This window comes from Cellulomonas sp. Marseille-Q8402, from assembly GCF_965119525.1.
On sequence record NZ_CBCPLX010000001.1, the window covers coordinates 2,296,063 to 2,318,887 of the forward strand.

The following is a 22,825-nucleotide window of genomic DNA, read 5'->3' on the forward strand; positions in this document are numbered from 1 at the left end:
TACGCACTACCTCGGCGAACGGGTCGGGCGGGGGCGGGGCGGGGTCGGGGCGGGGTGGGGGGCGGGGTCCGGGTGGGGCAGAGCGGAGCGGGGCGGGGCGGGGCGGGGCGGGCTTCGGGGGGTCAGTGCAGGTCGCCGAGCGCGGCGCGGATCTCGGCCGTGATCACGGTCATCGCCCGCTCGGCGGCCTCGGGGTCGCGCGCACGGATCGCCGCGGCGACGGCGTCGTGCGCGTCGAGGGCCTCGGGCCGCGGGTGCGCCGGCATCAGCCCGTGACGGGTGCGCCCGGCCAGGACCTCGGCGACCACGTCGACCAGCGCGGCGAACATCTCGTTCCGCCCGGCGCGCAGCAGCAGCGCGTGGAACTCGACGTCGCAGGCGAGGAACTCCTCGAGCCGGCCGGCCTCGCCGAGCTCCCGCATCCGGGCGACGAGCGCGAGCAGCCGGTCGACCTCCTCGCCGTCGGCGTGCCGGGCGGCGGCCGCGGCGGCGACGGGCTCGACGGCCGCGCGCAGCTCGGTGAGCGACCGGAGCTGCCCGAGCCGGCCGGGCCCGGCGAGCCGCCAGCGGATCACGCGCGGGTCGAAGACCATCCAGTCCTCGGCGGGCCGGACGACGAGGCCCACCCGGCGCCGGGACGTGACCAGCCCGAGCTGCTCGAGCGACCGCATGGTCTCCCGGGCGACGGTGCGGGAGATGCCGAACCGCTGCTGCAGCTGCTCCAGCGTGAGCACCGCGCCCTCGGGCAGCGTGCCGGCGGTGATCTCCGCGCCGACCACCTCGAGCACGGTGCTGTGCAGCACCTCCGCAGCCACGCGGTGCCCCCTTTCGACCTGGTCAAGCGGCCGGTCCCGGCGTCGTCGGCGCGCGGGGTGCTGGCAGCCGTGCCAGGGTCGCACACGGGACGGAGGGCAGGCGTCAGACCAGGGCGTCGACCGACAGGTATGACCTTTGACTTCCAAAGATCGCACCTTTGTGCCAGAGTGTGCGGCGCCCCGGGGCGATCCGAGGGCGCCGGACGCTCGCCGCCCGGACAACGACGTCAAGGAGGGGCTGCCATGCCGGAGGTCCAGCACCTGGTGGTGATGGGTGTCTCAGGGTCGGGCAAGACCACGACCGCCCAGATCCTCGCCGAGCGGCTCGGCTGGCCGTTCGCCGAGGCCGACGAGTTCCACCCGCAGGCCAACATCGACAAGATGTCGGCGGGGACCCCGCTGACCGACGAGGACCGGTGGCCCTGGCTGCGCGCGATGCGCGACTGGCTCACCGAGCAGACCCGCGCCGGGCGGTCGACCATCGTCACCTGCTCCGCCCTGCGCGTCGCCTACCGCGACGTGCTCCGCGAGGCCGAGGGCCGGGTCCGGTTCGTGCACCTCACCGGCACGATCGAGTCCATCGGCGACCGCCTGTCGGGCCGCGCCGGCCACTTCATGCCGCCGTCGCTGCTGCCGTCGCAGTTCCAGACGCTCGAGCCGCTGACCGACGCCGAGGACGGCGTGCTGGTCCCGGTCGAGGTGTCCCCCCACTCCGTCGCCGACGCCGCCCTGCGCGAGCTCGGCATCGACCCGGCCACCGCGCGCGTGGCCGCTGAGGAGGCCTGATGCTCACGCTCCCCGCCGCAGCCACGACGCTGCTGGCCGCCGCTGCCGAGGACGCACCCGCCGTCTCCGACACCCGGCTGATCGTCGCCGCCGTCATCGGCATCGCGGTGATCGTGCTGCTCATCGTGTGGCTCAAGCTGCACCCGTTCCTGGCCCTGATGCTCGGTGCCGGCGTCCTCGCCGTCGCCGCGGGCCTGCCCTACGTCGACGCGTTCGCGTCCTTCACCGTGGGGCTCGGCACCACCGTCGCCGGCGTCGGCATCCTCATCGCCCTCGGCGCGATCATCGGCAAGATGCTGATCGACTCCGGCGGCGCCGACCAGATCGTCGACTCGATCCTGGCCAGGACGCCCGTCCAGCGCCTGCCGTGGGCGATGGCGTTCGCGGCGTTCATCATCGGCATCCCGCTGTTCTTCGAGGTCGGCGTCGTGCTGCTGATCCCCGTCGTCATGCTCGTGGCCCGCCGGTCCAAGGTGTCGATGATCGTCGTCGGCATCCCGGCGCTGGCCGGCCTGTCCGCCCTGCACGGCCTGGTGCCGCCGCACCCCGGCCCGCTGATCGCGATCGACGCCCTCGGCGCGGACCTCGGCCTCACCCTCGGGCTCGGCCTGCTCGTCTCGATCCCGACCGTCGCGATCGCCGGACCGCTGCTGGCCAAGCCCATGGCCCGCTGGGTGCCGCTCGCGCCGCCGACGGAGATCCTCGGCGGCTCCGAGCGCGAGGACACCGACCGCCGCCCGTCGTTCGCCGTCGCGATCACCGTCGTCCTGCTGCCGGTCGTCCTGATGCTGGCCCGCACGCTGGCCGAGACGGTGGGCTTCCAGGAGTCCGGCGTCGGTCAGGTGCTCGACTTCGTCGGCACGCCGCTGGTCGCGCTGCTCATCACGACCCTGGTGTCGCTGGTGCTGCTCGGGACGCGGCAGGGCCGCGACCGCAGCCAGGTCAGCAAGCTGGTGGACTCCTCGTTCGCCCCGATCGCGTCGATCCTGCTGATCGTGGGCGCCGGCGGCGGCTTCAAGCAGACGCTGGTCGACTCCGGCGTCGGCGACGTCATCGCCAAGGGCCTCGCGGACGCGCCGATCTCCCCGCTGCTCGCGGCCTGGCTGGTCGCCGTGCTGATCCGCGTGGCCACCGGCTCGGCCACGGTCGCCACCGTGACCGCCGCGGGCATCGTCGCGCCGCTGGCCGCCGACCTGTCGCCGACGCACGTCGCCCTCATGGTCCTGGCGATCGGCGCGGGCTCGGTGTTCCTCAGCCACGTGAACGACGCCGGGTTCTGGCTGGTCAAGGAGTACTTCAAGATGACGGTCGGCCAGACGTTCAAGACCTGGTCGCTGATGGAGTGCGTGCTGTCGGTGACGGCGCTGATCGTGGTGCTGCTGCTCAGCCTCGTGATCTAGCGGGCTCCACCGCCCGCGACGAGGGCCCCGCCGGTCGTGACCGGCGGGGCCCTCGTCGTCACCGGGAGACGAGCCGGTCGTCCCGCTCGAGCCGGTTGACCTCGGCCCACACGGCGTCCAGCGAGAGGCCGAGGACGTCGGCGATCGCCGCGACCGTCGGGAAGGCCGGCGTCGCGACCCGGCCCGACTCGATCTTCCGCAGCGTCTCGGGCGAGACCCGCGCGTCGAGCGCGACCTCCAGCATCGAGCGCTCGCCGCGGGCGCGGCGCAGCAGGGCACCGAGGCGCTGCCCGCGCTCGAGCTCGGCGGGGGTGAGCGGGAGCCGGACCATGCCGCCGATCCTAGTCCCGGTATAGTCTGGCCGGTATTGTTATCCGAACCGCGCGAAGGACACCCGCATGATCGAGATCCTCGACCCCGCCGAGGTCGCCCGGGCGCGCGTCACGGGCACCCTGGTCGCCGACATCCTGCACACGGCGAAGGCGCGTGCGACCGTCGGCACCAACCTGCTGGAGATCGACCGGTGGGCCCAGGAGATGATCCTCGCCGCCGGCGCGCAGTCCTGCTACGTCGACTACGCCCCGTCGTTCGGTCGCGGACCCTTCGGCCACTACATCTGCACCTCGGTCAACGACGCCGTGCTGCACGGGCTCCCCCGGGACTACGCGCTCCGGGACGGCGACCTCGTGACGCTCGACCTCGCCGTGCTGCTCGACGGCGTCGCGGCGGACTCCGCGATCAGCTTCGTCGTCGGGGCGTCGCGGCGGCCCGAGGACCTGGCGATGATCGAGGCGACCGAGCGGGCGCTGGCCGCGGGCATCGCGGCGGCCGGCCCCGGCGCGCGCATCGGCGACCTGTCGCACGCGATCGGCTCCGTGCTGACCGAGGCGGGCTACCCGGTCAACGTCGAGTTCGGCGGGCACGGCATCGGGTCGACCATGCACCAGGACCCGCACGTGTCGAACACCGGCCGGCCCGGCCGCGGGTACCGGCTGCGCCCGGGGCTCCTGCTGGCGCTCGAGCCGTGGATCATGGCGGACACGGACGAGCTGGTCACGGACGCCGACGGCTGGACGCTCCGCAGCGCGACCGGCTGCCGCACCGCGCACAGCGAGCACACCATCGCCATCACCGACGACGGCGCCGAGATCCTGACCCTCCCCACCTCGGCGCGCTGACCCGGCCCGCGAGGTCGACGGTTCCGCACCGCCACGTCGCGCGACACGCCGGCCGCACCGCCGAACCCTCGACCTCGCGGCGGCTTCGCGGCGGCCTCGCGGCGGCCTCGCCGGCCGTCAGCCGCGCGGGGCGAGCGGGCGGGTGGCGGGGCCCTCCAGGACCTCGCCGTCGGGGGCGAACCGGCTGCCGTGCAGCGGGCAGTCCCACGAGCCCTCGACCTGGTTCCACGTGACGACGCCGCCGAGGTGCGTGCAGACCGCGGACACCCGGCGGGTGACGCCCCCGACCGTGCACACCGCCTCCGGCCGCAGCCCGGTGCGCTCGACGCCGCCCTGGCCCTCCGGCGGGTCGGGCCGGGCACCGGCAGCGGGTCGCGGCGCCGTCCAGCCCGCGAGCAGCGCGCGCGACCGCCCCGTTGAGCCGGGCGGCGTCGCCCAGGCCGGCGAGCTCGTGCCGGCCCAGCGGCCGCCAGGCCTCGGCCCAGCGCGGCGGGTGGTGGCCCAGCAGGTCGGCGGCGAGCACCAGGGCCGCCGCGACCGCCGTCGTCATCCCCCACTTCGCGTACCCGGTGGCGACGTGCACCCGCGGGTCGCTCGGCAGCAGGCGGCCGACCAGCGGCAGCCCGTCGGCCGACGTGTAGTCCTGCGCCGACCAGACGTGCGTCAGCGCGGCGCCGGGGAAGTGCTCCTGCGTCCAGCCGGTCAGCATGCGGACGGACGCGCCCGTCGGTACCCGGCGGCCGACCGGGTGGCCCGCACCGCCGACCAGCAGCAGGTCCGGCGTCGTCGGGGCGACGGCCGTGGGCGCGTCGCCCGGCAGCACCGGCGGCCGCTCCAGCCCGGGACCGGCCAGGGCCGGGGTCGAGCGCACGGAGCGCGGGTCCGGGTCCACGGAGATCGACATACTCGCCGGCGGCGGCCCGGGCACCCGGAACGCGAGCGCGTACGACCGCTGCGGGTGCAGCCGGGCGAACGCGCCGCCGCGGTCGAGCACCGGGGTGCCGGTGGCGAGCACCACGTGGTCGGCGCCCACGTCGCCGGCCGTCGTCCGCAGGACCACGCCGTCGCCCGGACCGCGCCGGGTGCCGACCACGCGCACGCCCTCGACGATCCGCCCGCCGCGGGCCACGACGTCGGCCGCGAGCGCCCCCAGCACGTCCAGCGGGTCGACCTGGGCCTGGTCGGCCAGGCCGATCGCGCCGGTCACCCGCAGGGGCAGGTCGGTGCTGCGCCGCCAGCCGACGGGCACCCCGGCGCGCTGCGCGGCCGCCAGCTCGGCCTCGACCCGGTCCCGCCCCTCGGCGGTCGTCGCGTACGTGAGCGCCTCGCGCCGCTGGTACGGCACCTCGTGGTCGTCGAGGTAGCGCAGCAGCCAGTCCTTGCCCTCGGCGCTGGCCTCGGCGTACGCGGCGACCACCCGGTCGTCGTGCACGCGGGCCAGGCCGGCCAGGCGGTCGCCCTGCAGCAGGCTGACCTTGGCGGTGCTGCGCCCCGTGGTGCCCGCGCCCACCGTGCGGGCCTCGAGCACCGTGACGCGGCTGCCCGCCCGGGTCAGCAGGAGCGCGGTCGTCAGACCGGTCAGGCCGGCCCCGACGACGACCACGTCCACCGGCTCGTCGCCCGGGTGCGCGCCCTCGCCGGGTGCGAGGTGGTGCGGGTGCGCCGGCGACGGGCGCCGGTCCCACCACAGCGAGGTCCGCGCGGCCACCGGGGCGCTCCGCTCAGATCTGGCTCGCCGGCGGCGGCGTCTCCGGGACGCCCGGGTTGACCGGCGTACCGGGGGTGCCGGCCGTGCCGGGGCTGCCGGCGTCGTCGTCCGAGGAGCGGGACACCGCGCTCTTCACCGCGTCGACGGCCTTGTCCTTCAGCGCGACCCCCTGGTCCTTGGCGAACCGCGTCGCCGTCGACTCGAGGTCGTCGACCGTGGACTGCACGCGCGGGTCGTGCCACGCGTCGGAGGCCCAGCCCTTGATCTTCTCGAACTGCGCACGGCCCGCCCGGGTGCCGAGCACGTAGCCCACGCCCGCCCCGAGCACGAATGCCAGCTTGCCCTTCATGCCTGACCTCCTGGATCGCCTGTCTGGTGGTCCGACCGAGCGTAGGCGCGGGTGTCGCGGCCCGCAGGGTGAGCGGGTCGGCGAGCGGGGAGCGACGTCCCGGAGCACAGTGTCCCCGGGACCAGGGAAGGTGGTGCGGCATGGCGGGATCCACGCAGGTGGCCGAGCAGCCGGCGCTCCGGCGGACGATCGGCCGCACCGTGCTGCTGCTGTTCGTGGTCGGGGACATCCTCGGAGCGGGCATCTACGCGCTCACGGGCACCGTCGCGGAGGAGGTCGGCGGCGCGATCTGGCTGCCGTTCCTGCTCGCGTTCGTGCTGGCGGCGCTGACCGCGACCGCGTACGCGGAGCTCGTCGCCCGGTACCCGCGGGCCGCGGGCGCCGCCCTGTACGCGAACCGCGCGTTCCGTCGGCCGTTCCTCACCTTCCTGGTGGCGTTCGCCGTGATGATGTCCGGCATCACCAGCGCCTCGGCCGCGGCCCGCGCGTTCGGCGGGGACTACCTGACCGAGCTGCTGCCGTTCGGCGTGCCGACGCTGGTGGCGGCGTGGGTGTTCCTCGGGCTCATCACGCTGGTCAACGTGCTCGGCGTCTCGGAGTCGGTGCGGGTCAACGTGGTGCTGACGCTGATCGAGGCCAGCGGGCTGCTCGTGATCATCGGCATCGGGGTGTGGGCGCTGCTGCAGGGCGAGGGCGACCCGGGCCGCGCGCTCCAGCTCGAGACCCCGGGGCCGGCCTGGATGGGCGTCCTCGGCGGCACGGCACTGGCCTTCTACGCGCTGCTCGGCTTCGAGGACTCGGTCAACCTCGCCGAGGAGGCCAAGGAGCCGCGGCGCGACTTCCCCCGGGCGCTGTTCGGCGGGCTGCTGGTCGCCGGGGCGATCTACCTGGCCGTCGCGTTCACCGCCTCGATGCTGGTCGAGACGGACGTGCTGGTCGGGTCCACCGGGCCGCTGCTCGAGGTCGTGAAGGTCGCCGGCGTGGCGTTCCCGCCGTGGCTGTTCGCGCTCATCGCCCTGCTCGCCGTGATGAACACGGCGCTGATCAACATGATGATGGCGTCGCGCCTGGTCTACGGGATGGCGCGGGAGCGGATCGTGCCCGCGGTCCTCGGCCGGGTGCACTCGCGCCGCCGGACGCCGGTCACCGCGATCGCGTTCACCGTCGTGCTCGCCCTCACCCTGACCGCCACCGGTGACCTCGGGGACCTCGCGGACACGACGGTCCTGCTGCTGCTCCTGGTGTTCGCCGTCGTCAACGTCGCGGTGCTGGTGCTGCGGCGCCGCCCGGACACCGCCGACGACCGCCCGGAGCGGGTCGAGGGCGACTCCGCCCGCTCGTTCCGCGCCCCCACCTGGGCGCCGGTGGTCGGCGCGGTCGTCTCGCTGGTGCTCGCCTCACCGCTCACCGGGCGCGAGGGGTCGGTCTACCTGCGGGCGGGGGTGCTGCTGGCGATCGGCGTCGTGCTGTACCTGGTGAACCGGCTGGTGGTCGGACGGGTCGACGCGGACGACACCGCGCTGACGGGCTGACCACGCCCCCGGTCCGGGCTTCCCGGGGGCGGCCTGTCTCTGGTGGGGTGGGGGACGTGCTCCCAACGACGCAGGGCCCGCTCCCGGACGACGACGCCTTCCTCGCGCGCCTCGCCGACACCCTGGCCGCCCTGCCGGCGGTGGAGGCCGTGTCGCTGGGCGGGTCCCGCGCGCAGGGGACGGCCCGGCCGGACAGCGACTGGGACCTCGCCGTCTACTACCGCGGCAGCTTCGACCCGCAGCACCTGCGCGACGTCGGCTGGGACGGCCACGTGTTCGAGGTCGGCGGCTGGGGCGGCGGGGTGTTCAACGGAGGTGCGTGGCTGACCGTCGAGGGGCGGCGGGTCGACGTGCACTACCGGGACCTCGCGGTCGTGGAGCGGGAGGTGGGCCGGGCCGAGCGCGGGGAGTTCGACATCGAGCCGCTGCTGTTCCACCTGGCGGGGTTCCCGACCTACGTCGTGGTCGCCGAGCTGGCCGGCCACCGGGTGCTGCGCGGCAGCCTGCCCCGCCCGGGCTTCCCGGCGGCGCTCCGCCGGGCCGCGCCCGAGGTGTGGGACGCCCGGGCCGACTGGACCCTCGACGCCGCCGAGCAGCACGCGCGCGCCGGTCGGGTCGCCCAGTGCGCCGGGCAGATCGCCGTCGCCGTGACGCAGCGCGCGCACGCGGTGCTCGCCGCGCGCGGGGAGTGGGTGACCAACGAGAAGCGGCTGCTCGACCGGGCGGCGCTGCGCGGCGTCGACGACGTCGTGCTCGGGCTGGGCGCGGAGCCGGACGCGCTGCTCGCCGCCGTCGGGGAGGCGCGCCTGCTGGGGCGCGAGCGGGATGACGACGTGTCGCACGCCGGGGTCGATCCTGGGGAGGAGCCTCGGTGAGCGCGTGCCCGTGACGGTCCCGCTGCCGGACCTGGCGTCCTCCGGGAGCACGAGCGCACGCACGGTCTCCGCCACCTCGCGCTGCCGTGCGCCTCTCCCGGTCCGGACGTCGCGGGCGTACGGTCCGACCATGACGCCGAAGGTGCCCAAGGGCGTGTACGAGGCCGAGCTGTTCCGCCTGCAGTCCGAGCTGGTCACGCTGCAGGAGTGGGTGCGCGCGACCGGCGCCCGCGTCGCGGTCGTCTTCGAGGGCCGGGACGCTGCCGGCAAGGGCGGCACGATCAAGCGGATCAGCGAGTACCTCAGCCCGCGCGTCGCGCGGATCGCCGCCCTGCCCGCGCCGACCGAGCGCGAGCGCGGCCAGTGGTACTTCCAGCGCTACGTCTCGCACCTGCCCGCCGCCGGGGAGATGGTCCTGTTCGACCGGTCCTGGTACAACCGCGCCGGCGTCGAGAAGGTCATGGGGTTCTGCACCCCCGCGGAGCACGAGCGGTTCCTGCAGCAGGCGCCGACGTTCGAGCGGATGCTGATCGACGACGGCGTGCTGCTGCGCAAGTACTGGTTCTCGGTCTCCGACTCCGAGCAGCTCAAGCGGTTCCGGTCCCGCCTGGACGACCCGGTGCGCCGCTGGAAGCTCAGCCCGATGGACCTGGAGTCCATCGCCCGCTGGGAGCAGTACTCCCGCGCCAAGGACGAGATGTTCGCGCACACGGACACGCCGGAGAGCCCGTGGTTCGTCGTCGAGTCGGACAGGAAGCGCAACGCGCGGCTCAACATGATGGCCCACCTGCTGTCGACGATCCCGTACCGCGAGGTCCCGCACGAGCCGGTGCACCTGCCGGCACGCCCGCCGGCCGACGACTACACGCGCCCGCCCCGGGAGCTGTTCACGTCGGTCCCGGACCACGCCGCGCGTCTGCTGGGTGACCCCGAGGCGGACGCCTGACCCGGTGCGTTGTACCGTCGCCGGCGATGAACACGCTCGCGATCGCCCCCGACGACCCCCGCTCCCCCGACGTCGTCGCGCTGCTGACCCGCCACCTCGAGCTCATGTACGCGCAGAGCGCGCCGGAGGACGTGCACGCGCTCGACGTCGACGCCCTGGTGGCCCCGCACATCACCTTCGTCAGCGCCCGCGACGGCGCCGGCGGCCCGCTGCTCGGTGTCGGCGCGCTCGCGGCGATCGAGCCCGGGCACGGCGAGGTCAAGTCGATGCACACGGCGGACGCCGCACGCCGTCGAGGCGTGGCCGGGTCGCTCCTCGCGCACCTGGTCGACCTGGCCGTCGACCGCGGGTACACCCGCATCAGCCTGGAGACCGGCCCCGGCGAGGGGTTCGCCGCCGCCCGGGCCCTGTACGCGCGGGCCGGGTTCGTCGCGTGCGGCCCCTACGGCTCGTACCGCCCGAGCGACGCGTCGGTGTTCATGACGCTGGACCTGACGCCCCGCTGATCCGGGGCCGCACGAGCCCGCGCCGGCCCGCGAGGTCAGGGCAGCGGGAGCGGCTCCGTCGGCAGCGGCGGCAGGTCGCGCGGCGGGCGGTACCGGAACTCGCGGTCCGCGTCGGTGATCGCCCGGATCACCCGCGCCGGCACGCCCCCGACGACGACGTCCGGCGGCACGTTCGCGGTGACGACCGCCCCCGCGCCGACGACGGAGCCGCGCCCGATCGTCACGCCCGGCAGGATCACCGCGCCGGAGCCGATCCAGACGTCGTCCTCGATGTGCACCGGCGCCGAGAACTGGGTCCCGTCCCGGCGCAGGTCGGGGTGCACCGGGTGACCGGTCGTGGTGACGGTGACGTTCGGCGCGAACATCACGCGGTCGCCGACGTGCACCTCGACGTCGTCCACCAGGGTCAGCCCGACGTTGACGAAGATGTCGTCGCCGAGGTGCACGCGGTGCCCGTACATCACGCGGAGCGGCGGCTCGACCCAGACGCGCTCGCCCACGCTGCCGAGCAGCTCCCGGAGCAGCCGCTGCCGCTCCTCGGTCTCCCGCGGGCGGGTGGCGTTGAAGTCGTGCACGAGCTCCTTGCCGCGGACACGCTCCTCGTCCAGCGCCTCCAGACCCGGGCCGGCGTCGGTGTACAGCTCGTGCGCGTCCATGCGGCGGCGCACCTCGCGCTCGCGGTCGTCCATCCCCAGGCCTCTCGTCGGGTCGTCGGCGCCGGCGTCGGGCTCGCGCCGGGCGGGACCATCCTGCCTCTCCTGCCGGGTCCGGCCGCCCCGCTGGTCAGGCGGCGCGGGGGGCGGCGACCACCCCGCGGGCCCCGGTGGCGCTCGCTCCGGGGGCGCCCTACCGTCGTCGGGAACCCACCCCCGAGACCATGGAGGACACCGTGGCACAGCAGGGTGACGAGATGAGCGTGCGTCCGACCGCCGACGCCGGACTGGATCCGTCCCGACCTCCGGAGCGGTTCGCCCCGGTACGGCAGTGGTCGCTGGACTCCGTGACCGACCTGTCCCGCGTGCGCAAGGAGCTGCTGCACGAGGTGACGGCCCCGCACGCCGAGCCGCAGCTCCGGCTGGGCCGGGTGCCGGAGAACATGGTGCTCGTCGCCTCCGAGCTGGCGACGAACGCCCTCCAGCACGGGCACCCGCCGACGCTGCTGTCCCTGCACGTGGACGCGCAGGACTACCTGCTGGACGTGTGCGACAGCAACCTCGACGGCGCGCCGGTGATCGCCGGCGAGCGGCCGTCCGGAGCGGGCGGCTTCGGGCTGCTGATCGCGCGCCGGCTGTCCCAGGACGTCGGCTGGTACACGACGGAGTCGACCAAGCACGTCTGGGCGACGTTCCCCGCGCAGCACTGAGCGCGCGGGCGGGCCTCGCTGCTGGCGTGGCCCGTGACTGTGCACGGTCACAGGTGCGGCGTCCCTGCTGACTGCGTCAAGCGGGAAATCACGGCACAGGGATGGTCACCGGCGACTGTGACCGCTTACAGTCCCTTCACCCGCCGGACGTCGACGTCGCCGTCCGCACGGTCCGTGCGGGCCCCGCGAACGACGACGCTCGACGGAAGAGGACACCCGTGCACGCACTCCCCCGCGGCTCCACCAGGCTGGCGGCGCTCGCCGCCGCTGCCGCGCTCCTGATCACCGCACCACCCGCCGCCGCGGACGACGGCCCGGGCGACCCGGCCGGCCCGGTCGAGGCCGGCATCGTCGTGCCGAAGGTCGAGGGACTCGGCGACGACTTCATCACCGGCGTCGACGTGTCGTCGGTCCTGTCGCAGGAGGCCAGCGGCGTCGTCTACCGCGACGCCTCGGGCGCCGAGGCCGACCTGTTCGCCGTGCTCGCCGACTCCGGCGTCAACTACGTGCGCGTCCGGGTGTGGAACGACCCGTACGACGCCCAGGGCCGGGGCTACGGCGGCGGGACCGTCGACGTCGCCCGCGCGGTCGAGATCGGGCGGCGCGCGACCGAGCACGGCATGCGCGTCCTGGTCGACTTCCACTACTCCGACTTCTGGGCCGACCCCGCGAAGCAGCAGGCACCGAAGGCCTGGGCCGGGTACACCGTGGCGCAGAAGGCCACCGCCGTGCACGACTTCACCGCGGCCGCCCTCACCGAGCTCGCCGACGCCGGCGTGGACGTCGGGATGGTGCAGGTCGGCAACGAGACCAACAACGGCGTCGCCGGCGTGACGGGCTGGGACGGCATGGCGCAGCTGTTCGCCGCCGGCAGCGCGGCGACCCGGGCCGTGCTGCCCGACGCGCTGGTCGCGGTGCACTTCACCAACCCCGAGACGGCCGGGCGGTACGCCACCGCCGCCGCCGAGCTGGCCGCGCGCGGCGTGGACTACGACGTGTTCGCCAGCTCGTACTACCCGTACTGGCACGGCACGCTGAGCAACCTGACCTCGGTGCTGTCCCAGGTCGCCACCACGTACGGCAAGCAGGTCATGGTCGCCGAGACGTCGTGGGCCCGCACGCTCGAGGACGGCGACGGGCACGAGAACGTGATCACCGCCGACACCACCACGCACCAGTACCCGATCTCGGTGCAGGGGCAGGCCTCGGCGTTCCGCGACGTCGTCCAGGCCGTCGCCGACGTGGGCGACGCGGGCATCGGCGTCTTCTCCTGGGAGCCCGCGTGGATCCCCGTCGGCCCGCCGGACCGGCTGGCTGCCAACCAGGTGCTCTGGGAGACCCACGGCTCGGGCTGGGCGTCGTCGGCCGCCGGCGAGTACGACCCCGCGGACGCCGGCGCGCACTTCGGCGGCTCCGCGTGGGACAACCAGGCCATGTTCGACGACTCCGGCCGGGCGCTCGAGTCGCTGCGGGTGTTCTCGTACGTCCGGACCGGGGCGACCGCGCCGCGCGCCGTGTCGTCGGTCGAGCAGGTCCGGGTCACGGTCACCGAGGGCGACCCCGTGACCCTGCCCGCGACCGTGCAGGTGACGTACAACGACGGCTCCGTCGAGGCGCAGCCCGTGACCTGGGACGACGTGCTCGGCGCGATCGACGGCCCGGGCGAGTACCCGGTGCCGGGGACCACGTCCGCCGGGGTCGCGGTGACGGCGACCGTCGTCGTGCAGGCGGTGAACCACGTCCGGGACCCCGGGTTCGAGGACCCCGCCGCGACGGCGTGGACGCTGACCGGCACCGGCGCGCAGATCACGGCCACCGGGGACGCGGCCGCCGGAGCGCGGGCGCTCTCGTTCTGGGCGGACGCGGACTACACCTTCGCGCTCGGCCAGGAGGTCACCGGCCTGCCCGCGGGGCAGTACACGCTGACCGCGACCGCCCAGGGCGGTGGCACCGCGGCCGGGAACACGCTGCTGCTCGGCGCGACGACCGCCGCCGGCACCGCGTCGGCGCCGTTCGCGCTGACCGGCTGGAAGGCGTGGTCGACGCCGTCGGTCCCCGTGACCGTCGGCGCGGACGGCACCGCGACGGTGCACGTGACCGGCACCCTGTCGAGCGGCGCCTGGGGCACGGTCGACGAGGTCCGGCTGGTGCGGGACGCCGGCCAGCCCGTCGACCCCGAGCCCACCCCCGAGCCGACGCCGGAGCCGACGCCGACGCCCACCCCGGCGCCCGAGCCGACGCCCGCCACCCCCGCCACCCCCGCCTCCCCCGCATCCCCGCAGGTCGAGGCTCAGCCGGGGCACCGTCCGCGCCGGCGGCACCGTGACCGTCACGGCGACCGGGCTGCCGGTCCCGGAGGTCGAGGTCGGCGTCGCCAGCACGTACCGGGCCCTCGCCCGCGCGGCCGTCACCGACGGCGCCGTCACGGTGACCGTCACGCTGCCGGCGGATCTCGAGGCGGGGACGCACCACGTCCAGGTGCGCGCCCTCGACGGGACGCTGCTCGCGCAGGTGGAGGTCGTCGTGCTCGCCGCCGGGTCGTCCGCCGGTGCCGGGCTGGCCACCACGGGCGCCGAGCCCGGCGGGGCGCTGGCGCTGGCCGGCCTGCTGCTCGCAGGGGGCGTCGCGCTCGTCGTGCTGCGCCGCCGGTCGCACCGGGCCTGACGCCACGGCGCGCCGGGACGGGCAGGTCGGCCCGTCCCGGCGCGCCGGGTGCGCGACGTCAGCGCAGGCCGGACCGCACGAAGGCGTCGACCACGTACCGCTGCAGGAACAGGTAGATCAGCAGGATCGGCACGCAGGCCAGGCCGCTGGCCGCCATGACCGCGCCCCAGTTGTTGCCCTCGGCCCCGAGGAAGCTGCGGATGCCGACCTGCACGAGCTGGTCGGAGGAGCGCAGCACCAGCGACGGCCACAGGTACTCGTTCCACGCCGAGATGAACAGCATGATCGCGAGGGCCGCGAGCGCCGGCCGCATGTTCGGCACGACCACCCGCCAGAGCGTGCCCCACGACGACCGGCCGTCCATCTGCGACGCGTCGAGCAGGTCGGACGGGAACGCCTGCATGTGCTGGCGCATCAGCATCACCGCGAACGCGGAGCAGAGGTTGGGCACGACCACGCCCGCGACCGTGTCGAGCAGGCCCAGCTGCGAGACCAGCAGGTAGTTCGGGATCATCGTGACCTGGAACGGCACCAGCCAGGAACCGACGAACAGCAGGAACAGCACCTTCCGGCCGGGGAACGACCAGCGGGCGAACCCGTACGCCGCCAGGATCGCGACCACCAGCTGCGCGGCGGCCAGGACCAGCGACATCGCGAAGGTGTTGGCCAGCATCCGGCCCAGCGGGATGGCGTCCCACACGTACGCGAGGTTGTCCCAGCTGACCGGCCAGACGACCGGGCTCTGGGACAGGGCGTCCTCGGGCGCGCGGAGCGCCGTGGCGAACATCCAGTAGACGGGGAACACGCTGACCAGGGCGAGCACGGCCAGGAGGACGTGCGACGCGCTGAGGCCGGTGACCCGCGCGACCGCGGAGCGCCGGGTGCGGCCCGGCGCCGCGACGGCCGCAGCAGGCGCGGGTGCGAGCGCGGCCGGGGTGCCCGGCGCGGTGCCGCCGGTGGCGGGCAGGACGACGAATGCCATGACGGTGCCTCGGTCCCTCAGTTGTCGTAGAAGCTCAGGCGCTCGGTGAGCTCCACGAACACGGCCGCGATCAGGCCGAACCCGAGGAAGAACACCGTGCCGGCGGCGGCGGACAGCCCGGCGTCGAAGTTCCGGAAGCCGAACTGGTAGAGCAGGTAGTAGATGTTCGTCGACGCCGTGCCGGGGCCGCCCTGGGTGAGGATGTCGATCACCGGGTAGGACCACTGCGCCGACAGCAGGATCGTCATCAGCGCCAGGAACACGAGGGTGGGCGACAGCAGCGGCAGCGTGATCCGCCAGGTGATGGTGGCCGAGCCGGCGCCGTCCATCGCGGCGGCGTGCGCGTAGTCGGGGTTGATCCCCGCCAGGCCCGCCGACACCACCAGGACGCCGAACCCGAGCATCTGCCAGCCGACGATCACGATGACCGCCCAGATGACGGCCGACGGGTCGCGGAAGACGTTCCCGATGTCCAGGCCGGCGGACCGGAGCGCCGAGGTCAGCGCGCCGCCCTCCTCCGCGAACAGCCAGCGCCACACGGCGCTCGTCGCGACCGGCGTGATCAGGTACGGCACGAAGATCAGCGCCTGGTAGAAGGTGCGCGCCCGCCCGGTGACCCGCCGTGCCACGAGGGCGAGCACCAGCGGGAGCACCACCGAGCAGACGAGGAACGCGCCGGTGTAGAGGAGCGTGTTCCGCAGCGCGTCGTGCAGCTCGGGCAGCGCCAGCACCGTCGCGTAGTTCTCCAGGCCGACGTAGGTCATCGGCGCCGTCGGGACCAGGTTCCAGTCGTAGACCGAGAGCCGGAACGTCTCGACGAGCGGCTTGTAGACCCACAGCCCCAGCAGCACGACCGCCGGCGCGAGGTACAGGTAGGGCGTGAGCCGGGCGGCCCACCGGGCCCGCGCCGGCCGCTCGTCGCGGACGCGCGGCACCCGCCGACCGGAGGAGGAGGTGCCGGCGACGGAGGCCCGTACCTCCTCCGCCGGAGCAGCCGGCCCGGCCGTGGCCGGGGGGTCGAGGGTGACGAACACGGCGGGCTACTCCTCCACCGAGGCCGCGACCGCGGCGAGCTGCTCGGCCTCGGACATCGCCAGGAACGCGTCGAGCTGCTCCGACGTCATCTCGTAGACCGTGGGGAACTGCCCGATCGGCACCACCGAGTGCACGACGCGGTCGCCGTAGACGTGCACCAGGTTGTACGCCTGCGCGCCGTCCTGGCCGCGGGCGGCCGGGTACCGGACCTGCAGGTCCTGCGTGTAGCAGGTGGCGGACGCCACGGACACGGGCACCCCGGCGAACGTCGACGCCGTCGAGTAGTGCAGGTGCCCGCCGAGGATCCCGCGCACGTCGGTGCCCTGCACGACCTCGGCGAGACGCGCCTGGTCCTTCAGCTCGACGAGCGCCAGCAGCCCGAGCGGGCTCGGCACCGGCGGGTGGTGCAGCGCGAGCAGCGTGCCGTGCGGTGCCGGGGTGGCGAGCACGTCGCGCAGCCACTCCAGCTGCACCTCGTCGATCTCCCCGTGGTGGTGGCCCGGGACGGTCGAGTCGAGCACCACGACCCGCAGGCCGTCGACGTCGTGCACCCGGTCGACCGAGGCGTCGCCGGCCTCGTCGAGCAGCCCCGAGCGGAACGCGGCGCGCTCGTCGTGGTTGCCCATCACCCAGATGACCTCGGCGCCGACGGCGGCCGCGGCCGGCTCCACCATCGCCCGCAGCCGGGCGTAGGCGTCCGGACGGCCGGTGTCGGCCAGGTCGCCGGTGAAGACGATGGCCTCGGGACGCGCGCCCGACCTCGCCAGGCCCTCGAGCATCAGCGCGAGGTTCGCGTCGGAGTCGATCACCTCGTGCAGCTTCTCGCCGTCGCCGACCAGGTGGGTGTCGCTGATGTGCAGGATCGTGTGGTCGGGCAGTCCGTGCTGGCTGTGCAGGGCGCTCATCGCAGGTCCTCCTCGTCGGTGTCGGTGCGGGGCTCGACGAGCCGGGCGCGCAGGGCGGCCAGCTCGTCGTCGGTGAGGCCGTGGGCGCGCAGGTAGGCGGCTGCCGACCCGTGCTCGGTCTCCAGGCGGGTGAGCAGCGCCGTGAGCACCGGGGCCGGGCTCGCCGTGATGATCTCGACGACCTCCGGCGACAGGTCGCCCAGGGACGAGACCGCCGCGAGCGTCGCCTGCGCCCAGTCGCCCGCCAGGTGGTCGGCGCTCAGCGCGTAGTCGGCGGCCACGGCCTCGACCGGGACGCCGACCGCCCGCAGCGCGAGCGCCACGACCAGGCCGGTGCGGTCCTTGCCCGCCGTGCAGTGCACGATCGCGGCGCCGTCGTCGACCCGGGCGAGCGCCGCGACCGCGCGGGTCAGGTTCTCCCCGCGGTCGTCGACCAGCGCGTCGTAGAGCCGGGCCAGGTCGATCCGGCCGTCGAGCAGCGCGGCGGGTGCCGCGTCGGCGAACACCGGCAGGTGCTCGACCGTCACGTCGAGGCCGTCCAGGCGGCTCGGGGAGCCCTCGACCTCCCGGGCGTCCCGCAGGTCGACGACCAGGCGCACGCCGCGGCCCGCGAGCAGGGCGAGGTCGCCCTCCGTGAGCCGGTGCAGCGCGTCCGAGCGGAGCAGCGTGCCCCACCGGGTGCGGCCGACCTGCGACCCGTCGGCGTCCAGCACCGGGTAGCCGCCCGTGTCGCGCAGGTTGTAGGTGCCCTCGAGGGCGATCAGGCGGCTGGTCGTCCCGGCCGTGGCCGGAGTCGGCACGCTCACTCCTCGATCAGGGCCTGGGCGCGCTCCTGCGCGTCGGCCATCGTGGCGGCGGGGTCCTTGCCGTAGAACACGGAGTCCTCGATCGCGGTGGCGAGCAGGTCGTCGACCTGCACGTAGGAGTCGCCCGGGTAGGAGACCCACGGCTCGAGGTCGTCCAGCTGGTCCAGGTTCGGCTGCACGAGCGGGTTGGTCTGCGTCCAGCCGTGCAGCGCGCCGCCCTCCTCGGTCAGCGAGGTGCGCAGGGGCAGGTAGCCGATGCCGGTCGAGATCTTCTCGTAGGCGTGGTCGCTGGTGAGGTAGGTCATCAGCTCCCAGGCGGCGCGCTGCTCGGCCGGGTCCTGGCTGAACATGAACAGCGCCGAGCCGGAGTTGGTCGGCACGACCTGCTGGTCGCCGAACGCCGGCATCCCGGTGTTGGCCAGCTCCCAGCCGCCCGCGGCTGCCGCGCCCATGTAGGTCGCCTGCAGCGCCGACGTGTTGAGCTGGAACACGGTGTCGCCCCGCGCGAAGGACTCGTACTGCGCGGTCGAGTCCTCGTTGGCCAGCACCCCCGCGTCGAACAGGTCGCGCAGCTCCTGCACGGCCGCGACCGCGCCGTCCTCGCCGAACTCGATCGTCGACCGGTCGTCGCTGAGCACCTGGCCGCCCGCGGAGCGGATCATGCCCTGCATGCACCAGGAGCCGCCCTTGACCGAGCAGGCGATGCTGATCGACGGCTTGCCGGTCTGCTCGGTGACCGTCGCGGCGGCCGCCTCGACGGCCTCCCAGGTGGACAGGTCGACGTCGGCGGGCAGGCCCGCGGCCTCGAGCGCGGAGGCGTTGTAGAACAGCACCGGCGTCGAGAACACGTACGGCATGCCGTACAGCTCGCCGTCCCAGTCGCCGAGGGTCGCGGCGCGCTCGTGCATCGGGTGCTCGCCGCCGAGCGCCTCCTCGACGGCCTCGGTGCCGACCAGGCGCTCCACCGGCTGGGCGCCGAGCTCGGTCACCGCGAAGTCGAGCGTGTCGAAGGTCAGCTGGGCGACGTCCGGCGGGTTGCCCGCGAGCATCTGCGTCTGGACGCTGCCGACGGTGTTGCTGCCGGCGGCGCCGGCGCCCTGGGTGGGCTGGGCCTTGACGGTGATGTTCGGGTGCTCGGCCTCGAAGTCGGCGATCAGGCCCTCGATCGTGTCCGTCCAGGCGCCGGCCTGCAGCAGGTTGTAGCTCTCGAAGACGATCTCGACCTGCTCGTCGGGACCGAGCTCGGGGATCACGTCGGTGGTGCTCCCGGCGGAGGCGCCACCAGTGGTGGCGCAGCCCGTGAGGGCGAGCGCGGTGAGGCCCGCCAGGGCCAGCGCGCGCGAGCGGATGGGGGTGCTCATGGGCGTCGTCATCTCCTGCTGAGTGGGGTGGAGGTGCTCAGGGGCGTGCGGTTCGGGAGGGGGTCAGGCCACGGCGAGCGCCGGGTCGGTGCCGGCGGGAGCGGGCGCGCCGTCGGCGACCCACTCCAGGCGGCGCCCGGTGACCCGGTCGAACAGGTGGGTGTGGTCGACGCCCGCGTGCAGGCGCACGTCGTCGCCGACCCGGACGGGCACGGTCCGCGCGGCGCGGACGGCCAGGCGGCGGCCGCCCGTGCGGACGTAGACGACCTGCTCGCTGCCGAGGTTCTCCACCGTGTCGACCGCACCGGCGAACGTGACGCCGTGCGTGCCGGGCCGGTGCGGGTCGCGCGGGACGAAGGTCAGGTGCTCCGGCCGGACGCCGAGCACGGCGTCGACCGGCGGCGTGGAGCCGGCCCACAGGGTGCCCTCGGCGTCCGGTGCCGTCAGCCGGACGTCGCCGCCCGCCGAGGTGATCGTGGCGTCGAGCAGGTTCATCGCGGGGCTGCCGAGGAACCCGGCGACGAACACCGACGCCGGCCGGTCGTAGACCTCCGCGGGCGTGCCGAGCTGCTCCAGGTCGCCCGCGTTGAGCACGGCGATCTTGGTCGCCATCGTCATCGCCTCGACCTGGTCGTGCGTGACGTAGACGAACGTCGCGCCGAGCCGGCGGTGCAGGTCCGTGAGCTCCTGGCGGGTGGCGGTGCGGAGCTTCGCGTCGAGGTTCGACAGCGGCTCGTCCATGAGGAACGCGCGCGGCGCCCGGACCAGCGCGCGGCCGACCGCGACCCGCTGCCGCTGGCCGCCGCTCAGCTGGCGGGGCTTGCGCTGCAGCAGGTGGTCGATCTCGAGGCTGACCGCGACCTCGCCGACCCGGGACGCCACCTCGGCCGCCGGCACCCGGCGCACGCGCAGCGGGAAGGCGAGGTTCTTCGCGACCGACAGGTGCGGGTAGAGCGCGTAGCTCTGGAACACCATCGCCAGGTCGCGGCGCTTGGACGGCTCGTGCGTGATGTCGCGGCCGTCCAGCAGCACCTGGCCGCCGGTCGGCTCGAGCAGCCCCGCGAGCATCCGCAGCAGGGTCGTCTTGCCGCAGCCGCTCGGGCCGAGCAGGACGAGGAAGTCCCCGTCCTCGATGGTGAGGTCGACGCTGTTCACGGCGACGGTGCTGCCGAAGCGGCGCGCCAGGCCGCGGATCTCGATGGCGCTCATCGGTCCTCCGGGATGGAACGGATTTCCACTCCCGGGTTCATCTCCGGAGTGGCGTTACATCCGCAGCATGGAGGCGCCCGGTGAACGCCGGGCGTGCAGCGGGCGAACCTTCGACCCCCGGATCCGGAACAGTCGTCGGGACCGCTACGTGTCGTCCTCGACCTCGTCGGCCACCAGCCCCAGCACCGCCTCGCGGGTCACCCGCCCGGCAGCCGCCGACGCGTCGACCCGCCCGGACACCGCGGTCTGCAGGGCCGACAGCAGCAGGATCTGCGCCAGGTTCCCCGTCACCGCACCGGTGTCCCACGTCCCGTACGACGCCCCGACCACCAGCGTGTGCCGCGCCGCCCGGCCGAGCCGCGAGCGCGCGTAGCCGGTGACCCCGACCACCGTCGCGCCGCTGGCGACCGCGCCGTCGACCGCCTGCAGCGTCACCCCGTTCATCCCGCTGTCGCTCACCGCGAGGCACACGTCCGCCGGCGACAGCAGCCGCGCGCTCAGCTGCTGCGTCACCGCGTCCACCGGCGCCTCGCACGGCCGGCCCGTCGTCAGCAGCCGCAGCGCCGCCATCTGCGCCGCGGGCGCCGACCCGCCGTTGCCGACCACCAGGACCCGCGACGCCCGGGCGATCGCCTCGGCCGCCTGCTCGAAGGCCGCGACGTCCAGGGAGCCGGGGGCGTCGCGGAGCTCGTCCGCCGCCTGCGCGAACAGCGCCGCGATCCGCCCACCCGGTCCCTCCGCGACGGCCGGCTCCGGCCCGGTCGCCTGCGCGGCGCCCACGTCCCGGAGCAGCAGCAGCCGCAGGTGCTGGAACCCGCGGAAGCCCAGGGTCTGGCACGCCCGCACCACCGTCGCGGACGACGTCGACGTCCGCGCCGCGAGGTCGCCGACCGACAGCAGCGCGACCTCCTGCGGCGCCCGGACGCACTCCTCGGCGACGCGCCGCTCCCCCGGGCCCAGCGACGGCAGGATCGAGGCGATGAGGGCGACGGTGCCCCCGACGGGCGGCTCGGCGGGCGAGGTGCTCATCGGGCATCCCTACCACGCGCGGGTGAACCACCGGGGCTGTCCCGGTGGTTCCGGTGCACAACAGGAGCACAGCCCGGGCAGGGCCGGCGCACGGCCGAGGTCGGCAGGGTCGAGCGCATGACCGAGAGCCCTGAGAGCCCCCGCCCGACCTTGCCCGCCCCCGACGCGACGTCCCGGTCGGCGCCGCCGCCCGAGGCCGCCGACCCCGCGGCGCCCGAGACATCCGAGCAGCCCGCGCCGTCCGCGCTCTTCGGGCGCCCCCGCCGCCGGTTCGGCCGCTGGGTCGTGGCCGCCGTCCTGGTGGGCGTGCTCGCCGTCGGCGGGATCGGCGGCTTCGCGATCGGCCGCGCGACGGCGCCGGAGTTCTCCGCCCCGTTCGGCGGGGAGCGCCCGGACGGCGACCGGATGCCGCAGCCGCCCGGGGACCGCTCCGGCGACACCGAGCAGGGGTCCGGGTCGGCGTCCGACGGCTCGACCGGCAGCGCCACCGACGACTCGGCCGCCACGGGCACGTCCGCGACGACCTGACGCCGTAACCGGCCCGGACGCGCCGGACCCGGGCAGGATGGGCTCGGGGCGACGGAGGGGGACGACGTGGGCACCCACGACCGCGGACCGCACGAGGCGGGGACGGACGACCGCGACGACGCGCCGCGGTACGGCGAGCCCGCGCTCGGGCAGCTGCCGGGCATCAACGACAGCCCGACGGGCGCGAGCTTCCGCGACGGCCCGCGCAGCCGTCCGCAGCCGTGGCGCGCGATGCTGCTCACGGCGGTCCCGCCGCTGGTGCTGATCGGCGTGCTGCTGCTGCTCGCGACGCGCTGACCCGCGGGCGATGTTCCGCCGGCCCCGGTCAGCCGCGCACCGGCTCCTGCGGCGGGTCCGGGATCAGCGTCAGGGCCGCCATGAGCGCGCCGAGGACCAGGGCGCCCCGCGTGTGCGGGTAGGACCGCCCGGCGGCGGCCCGGGCCTCCCCGCGGCGGAAGATCCACCGCTCGACGACGACGACCGACGCGATCGACCCGCCGACGAGCCCGAGGCCGACCACCGAGCCGACCACCTTGCCGCGGGTCGACATGGTCCCGACGGCCTCGCGGAGGTCGACGCGCTCCTCCTCGGGCAGCGACGCGCGGTGCGCGCGGGCCTGGTCCCGCGTGCGGACCGCGTCCGGCACGGAGACGGCGACCAGCACCGCGCTCAGCGCCACCTTCGCCCAGCCGCGGGCGGTGCGGGAGCGGATGAGGTCGGGCGTGGCGTAGTAGGCCGCGGTGGCGACTCCGGTCGCTGCGGCGGCGGCGAGCCGGGTGGCCACCGGCGGTGTCGGGGGCGTCGGCGGTGTCGGGGTGGTCGGGGTCGGCATGGCCGGCTCCTCCTCG

Annotated in this window: 24 protein-coding genes and 1 pseudogene; 12 read left to right on the forward strand and 13 right to left on the reverse strand. The window is 75.0% G+C overall.

Annotated features, from left to right (window positions below):
• Positions 1–122: 122 nt before the first annotated feature.
• Positions 123–815, reverse strand: a complete 693-nt coding sequence (locus ACWPWW_RS10590) for a FadR/GntR family transcriptional regulator (protein ID WP_454050259.1) — start codon at positions 813–815, stop codon at positions 123–125.
• 243 nt (positions 816–1,058) lie between these two features.
• On the opposite strand from ACWPWW_RS10590, the gene ACWPWW_RS10595 reads away from it, so the two are divergent.
• Both ACWPWW_RS10595 and ACWPWW_RS10600 read left to right on the forward strand, forming a co-directional pair.
• Positions 1,059–1,601 (forward strand): gluconokinase, encoded by a 543-nt coding sequence (locus ACWPWW_RS10595; protein WP_454050260.1) that lies wholly within the window; start codon positions 1,059–1,061, stop codon positions 1,599–1,601.
• Positions 1,601–3,001, forward strand: coding sequence for a GntP family permease (locus ACWPWW_RS10600; RefSeq protein ID WP_454050261.1), 1,401 nt, complete (start codon positions 1,601–1,603; stop codon positions 2,999–3,001). The genes ACWPWW_RS10595 and ACWPWW_RS10600 overlap by 1 nt, the downstream gene beginning before the upstream one ends.
• 58 nt (positions 3,002–3,059) lie before the next feature.
• On the opposite strand, the gene ACWPWW_RS10605 is transcribed toward ACWPWW_RS10600, so the two are convergent.
• A complete protein-coding gene (locus ACWPWW_RS10605) occupies positions 3,060–3,332 on the reverse strand; it encodes a helix-turn-helix transcriptional regulator (protein ID WP_454050262.1) in 273 nt (90 codons plus the stop codon).
• 67 nt (positions 3,333–3,399) lie between these two features.
• Between ACWPWW_RS10605 and map the strand changes: the two genes are divergently transcribed.
• A complete protein-coding gene (gene map / locus ACWPWW_RS10610; protein ID WP_454050263.1) occupies positions 3,400–4,179 on the forward strand; it encodes a type I methionyl aminopeptidase in 780 nt (259 codons plus the stop codon).
• Here map and ACWPWW_RS10615 read toward each other — a convergent pair.
• Together ACWPWW_RS10615 and ACWPWW_RS10620 are read right to left on the reverse strand one after the other, a co-directional pair.
• A complete protein-coding gene (locus tag ACWPWW_RS10615; protein WP_454050264.1) occupies positions 4,130–5,887 on the reverse strand; it encodes an NAD(P)/FAD-dependent oxidoreductase in 1,758 nt (585 codons plus the stop codon). The genes map and ACWPWW_RS10615 overlap by 50 nt on opposite strands.
• Positions 5,888–5,900: 13 nt before the next feature.
• Positions 5,901–6,236, reverse strand: coding sequence for a YtxH domain-containing protein (locus ACWPWW_RS10620; protein WP_454050265.1), 336 nt, complete (start codon positions 6,234–6,236; stop codon positions 5,901–5,903).
• Between the two features lie 140 nt (positions 6,237–6,376).
• On the opposite strand from ACWPWW_RS10620, the gene ACWPWW_RS10625 reads away from it, so the two are divergent.
• The 4 genes from ACWPWW_RS10625 (at position 6,377) to ACWPWW_RS10640 (ending at position 10,095) form a co-directional block, all read left to right on the forward strand.
• Entirely contained in the window at positions 6,377–7,768 is a 1,392-nt protein-coding gene (locus ACWPWW_RS10625) for an APC family permease (RefSeq protein ID WP_454050266.1), read from the forward strand.
• A gap of 56 nt (positions 7,769–7,824) precedes the next feature.
• Complete coding sequence (locus ACWPWW_RS10630; protein WP_454050267.1) at positions 7,825–8,643, forward strand: nucleotidyltransferase domain-containing protein; 819 nt, start codon at positions 7,825–7,827, stop codon at positions 8,641–8,643.
• 130 nt (positions 8,644–8,773) lie between these two features.
• On the forward strand, positions 8,774–9,589 hold the full coding sequence (ppk2, locus tag ACWPWW_RS10635) for a polyphosphate kinase 2 (RefSeq protein ID WP_454050268.1): 816 nt from the start codon (positions 8,774–8,776) through the stop codon (positions 9,587–9,589).
• A gap of 26 nt (positions 9,590–9,615) precedes the next feature.
• The gene (locus ACWPWW_RS10640; protein WP_454050269.1) at positions 9,616–10,095 is read left to right on the forward strand and encodes a GNAT family N-acetyltransferase; all 480 of its coding nucleotides are present in this window, start codon (positions 9,616–9,618) and stop codon (positions 10,093–10,095) included.
• Positions 10,096–10,130: 35 nt separating this feature from the next.
• Here the strand turns inward: ACWPWW_RS10640 and ACWPWW_RS10645 are convergent, their stop codons facing one another.
• Positions 10,131–10,784, reverse strand: a complete 654-nt coding sequence (locus ACWPWW_RS10645) for a sugar O-acetyltransferase (protein ID WP_454050270.1) — start codon at positions 10,782–10,784, stop codon at positions 10,131–10,133.
• Between the two features lie 221 nt (positions 10,785–11,005).
• Here ACWPWW_RS10645 and ACWPWW_RS10650 point away from each other — a divergent pair, with 221 nt between their 5' ends.
• The 3 genes and pseudogenes from ACWPWW_RS10650 to ACWPWW_RS10660 all read left to right on the forward strand — a co-directional run bounded on the left by ACWPWW_RS10650 (position 11,006) and on the right by ACWPWW_RS10660 (position 14,122).
• Positions 11,006–11,458 carry an ATP-binding protein gene (locus ACWPWW_RS10650; protein WP_454050271.1) on the forward strand — a complete coding sequence of 151 codons (453 nt, stop codon included), beginning with the start codon at positions 11,006–11,008 and terminating at the stop codon, positions 11,456–11,458.
• A 101-nt stretch (positions 11,459–11,559) separates the two neighbouring features.
• Positions 11,560–13,137, forward strand: a pseudogene (locus ACWPWW_RS10655) (glycosyl hydrolase 53 family protein); the annotation flags it as partial.
• An 844-nt stretch (positions 13,138–13,981) separates the two neighbouring features.
• On the forward strand, positions 13,982–14,122 hold the full coding sequence (locus ACWPWW_RS10660; protein WP_454050439.1) for an LPXTG cell wall anchor domain-containing protein: 141 nt from the start codon (positions 13,982–13,984) through the stop codon (positions 14,120–14,122).
• Positions 14,123–14,180: 58 nt separating this feature from the next.
• Here ACWPWW_RS10660 and ACWPWW_RS10665 read toward each other — a convergent pair whose 3' ends face one another.
• The 7 genes from ACWPWW_RS10665 to ACWPWW_RS10695 all read right to left on the reverse strand — a co-directional run bounded on the left by ACWPWW_RS10665 (position 14,181) and on the right by ACWPWW_RS10695 (position 21,449).
• Positions 14,181–15,104 carry a carbohydrate ABC transporter permease gene (locus ACWPWW_RS10665; protein ID WP_454050272.1) on the reverse strand — a complete coding sequence of 308 codons (924 nt, stop codon included), beginning with the start codon at positions 15,102–15,104 and terminating at the stop codon, positions 14,181–14,183.
• Positions 15,105–15,121: 17 nt separating this feature from the next.
• Positions 15,122–16,138 carry a carbohydrate ABC transporter permease gene (locus ACWPWW_RS10670; protein ID WP_454050273.1) on the reverse strand — a complete coding sequence of 339 codons (1,017 nt, stop codon included), beginning with the start codon at positions 16,136–16,138 and terminating at the stop codon, positions 15,122–15,124.
• A gap of 6 nt (positions 16,139–16,144) precedes the next feature.
• Complete coding sequence (locus ACWPWW_RS10675; protein WP_454050274.1) at positions 16,145–17,044, reverse strand: phosphodiesterase; 900 nt, start codon at positions 17,042–17,044, stop codon at positions 16,145–16,147.
• Complete coding sequence (locus ACWPWW_RS10680) at positions 17,041–17,844, reverse strand: tyrosine-protein phosphatase (protein WP_454050275.1); 804 nt, start codon at positions 17,842–17,844, stop codon at positions 17,041–17,043. The genes ACWPWW_RS10675 and ACWPWW_RS10680 overlap by 4 nt, the downstream gene beginning before the upstream one ends.
• A gap of 2 nt (positions 17,845–17,846) precedes the next feature.
• Positions 17,847–19,211: an extracellular solute-binding protein gene (locus ACWPWW_RS10685; protein ID WP_454050276.1), complete on the reverse strand. Its 1,365-nt coding sequence runs from the start codon at positions 19,209–19,211 to the stop codon at positions 17,847–17,849.
• Positions 19,212–19,274: 63 nt separating this feature from the next.
• On the reverse strand, positions 19,275–20,420 hold the full coding sequence (locus ACWPWW_RS10690; RefSeq protein ID WP_454050277.1) for an ABC transporter ATP-binding protein: 1,146 nt from the start codon (positions 20,418–20,420) through the stop codon (positions 19,275–19,277).
• A 144-nt stretch (positions 20,421–20,564) separates the two neighbouring features.
• Positions 20,565–21,449 carry a MurR/RpiR family transcriptional regulator gene (locus tag ACWPWW_RS10695; protein WP_454050278.1) on the reverse strand — a complete coding sequence of 295 codons (885 nt, stop codon included), beginning with the start codon at positions 21,447–21,449 and terminating at the stop codon, positions 20,565–20,567.
• Positions 21,450–21,566: 117 nt separating this feature from the next.
• On the opposite strand from ACWPWW_RS10695, the gene ACWPWW_RS10700 reads away from it, so the two are divergent.
• Together ACWPWW_RS10700 and ACWPWW_RS10705 are read left to right on the forward strand one after the other, a co-directional pair.
• A complete protein-coding gene (locus tag ACWPWW_RS10700; protein ID WP_454050279.1) occupies positions 21,567–21,977 on the forward strand; it encodes a hypothetical protein in 411 nt (136 codons plus the stop codon).
• A gap of 66 nt (positions 21,978–22,043) precedes the next feature.
• Positions 22,044–22,274: a hypothetical protein gene (locus tag ACWPWW_RS10705; protein ID WP_454050280.1), complete on the forward strand. Its 231-nt coding sequence runs from the start codon at positions 22,044–22,046 to the stop codon at positions 22,272–22,274.
• Positions 22,275–22,302: 28 nt separating this feature from the next.
• Here the strand turns inward: ACWPWW_RS10705 and ACWPWW_RS10710 are convergent, their stop codons facing one another.
• Complete coding sequence (locus tag ACWPWW_RS10710; protein ID WP_454050281.1) at positions 22,303–22,809, reverse strand: hypothetical protein; 507 nt, start codon at positions 22,807–22,809, stop codon at positions 22,303–22,305.
• Positions 22,810–22,825: the final 16 nt, after the last annotated feature.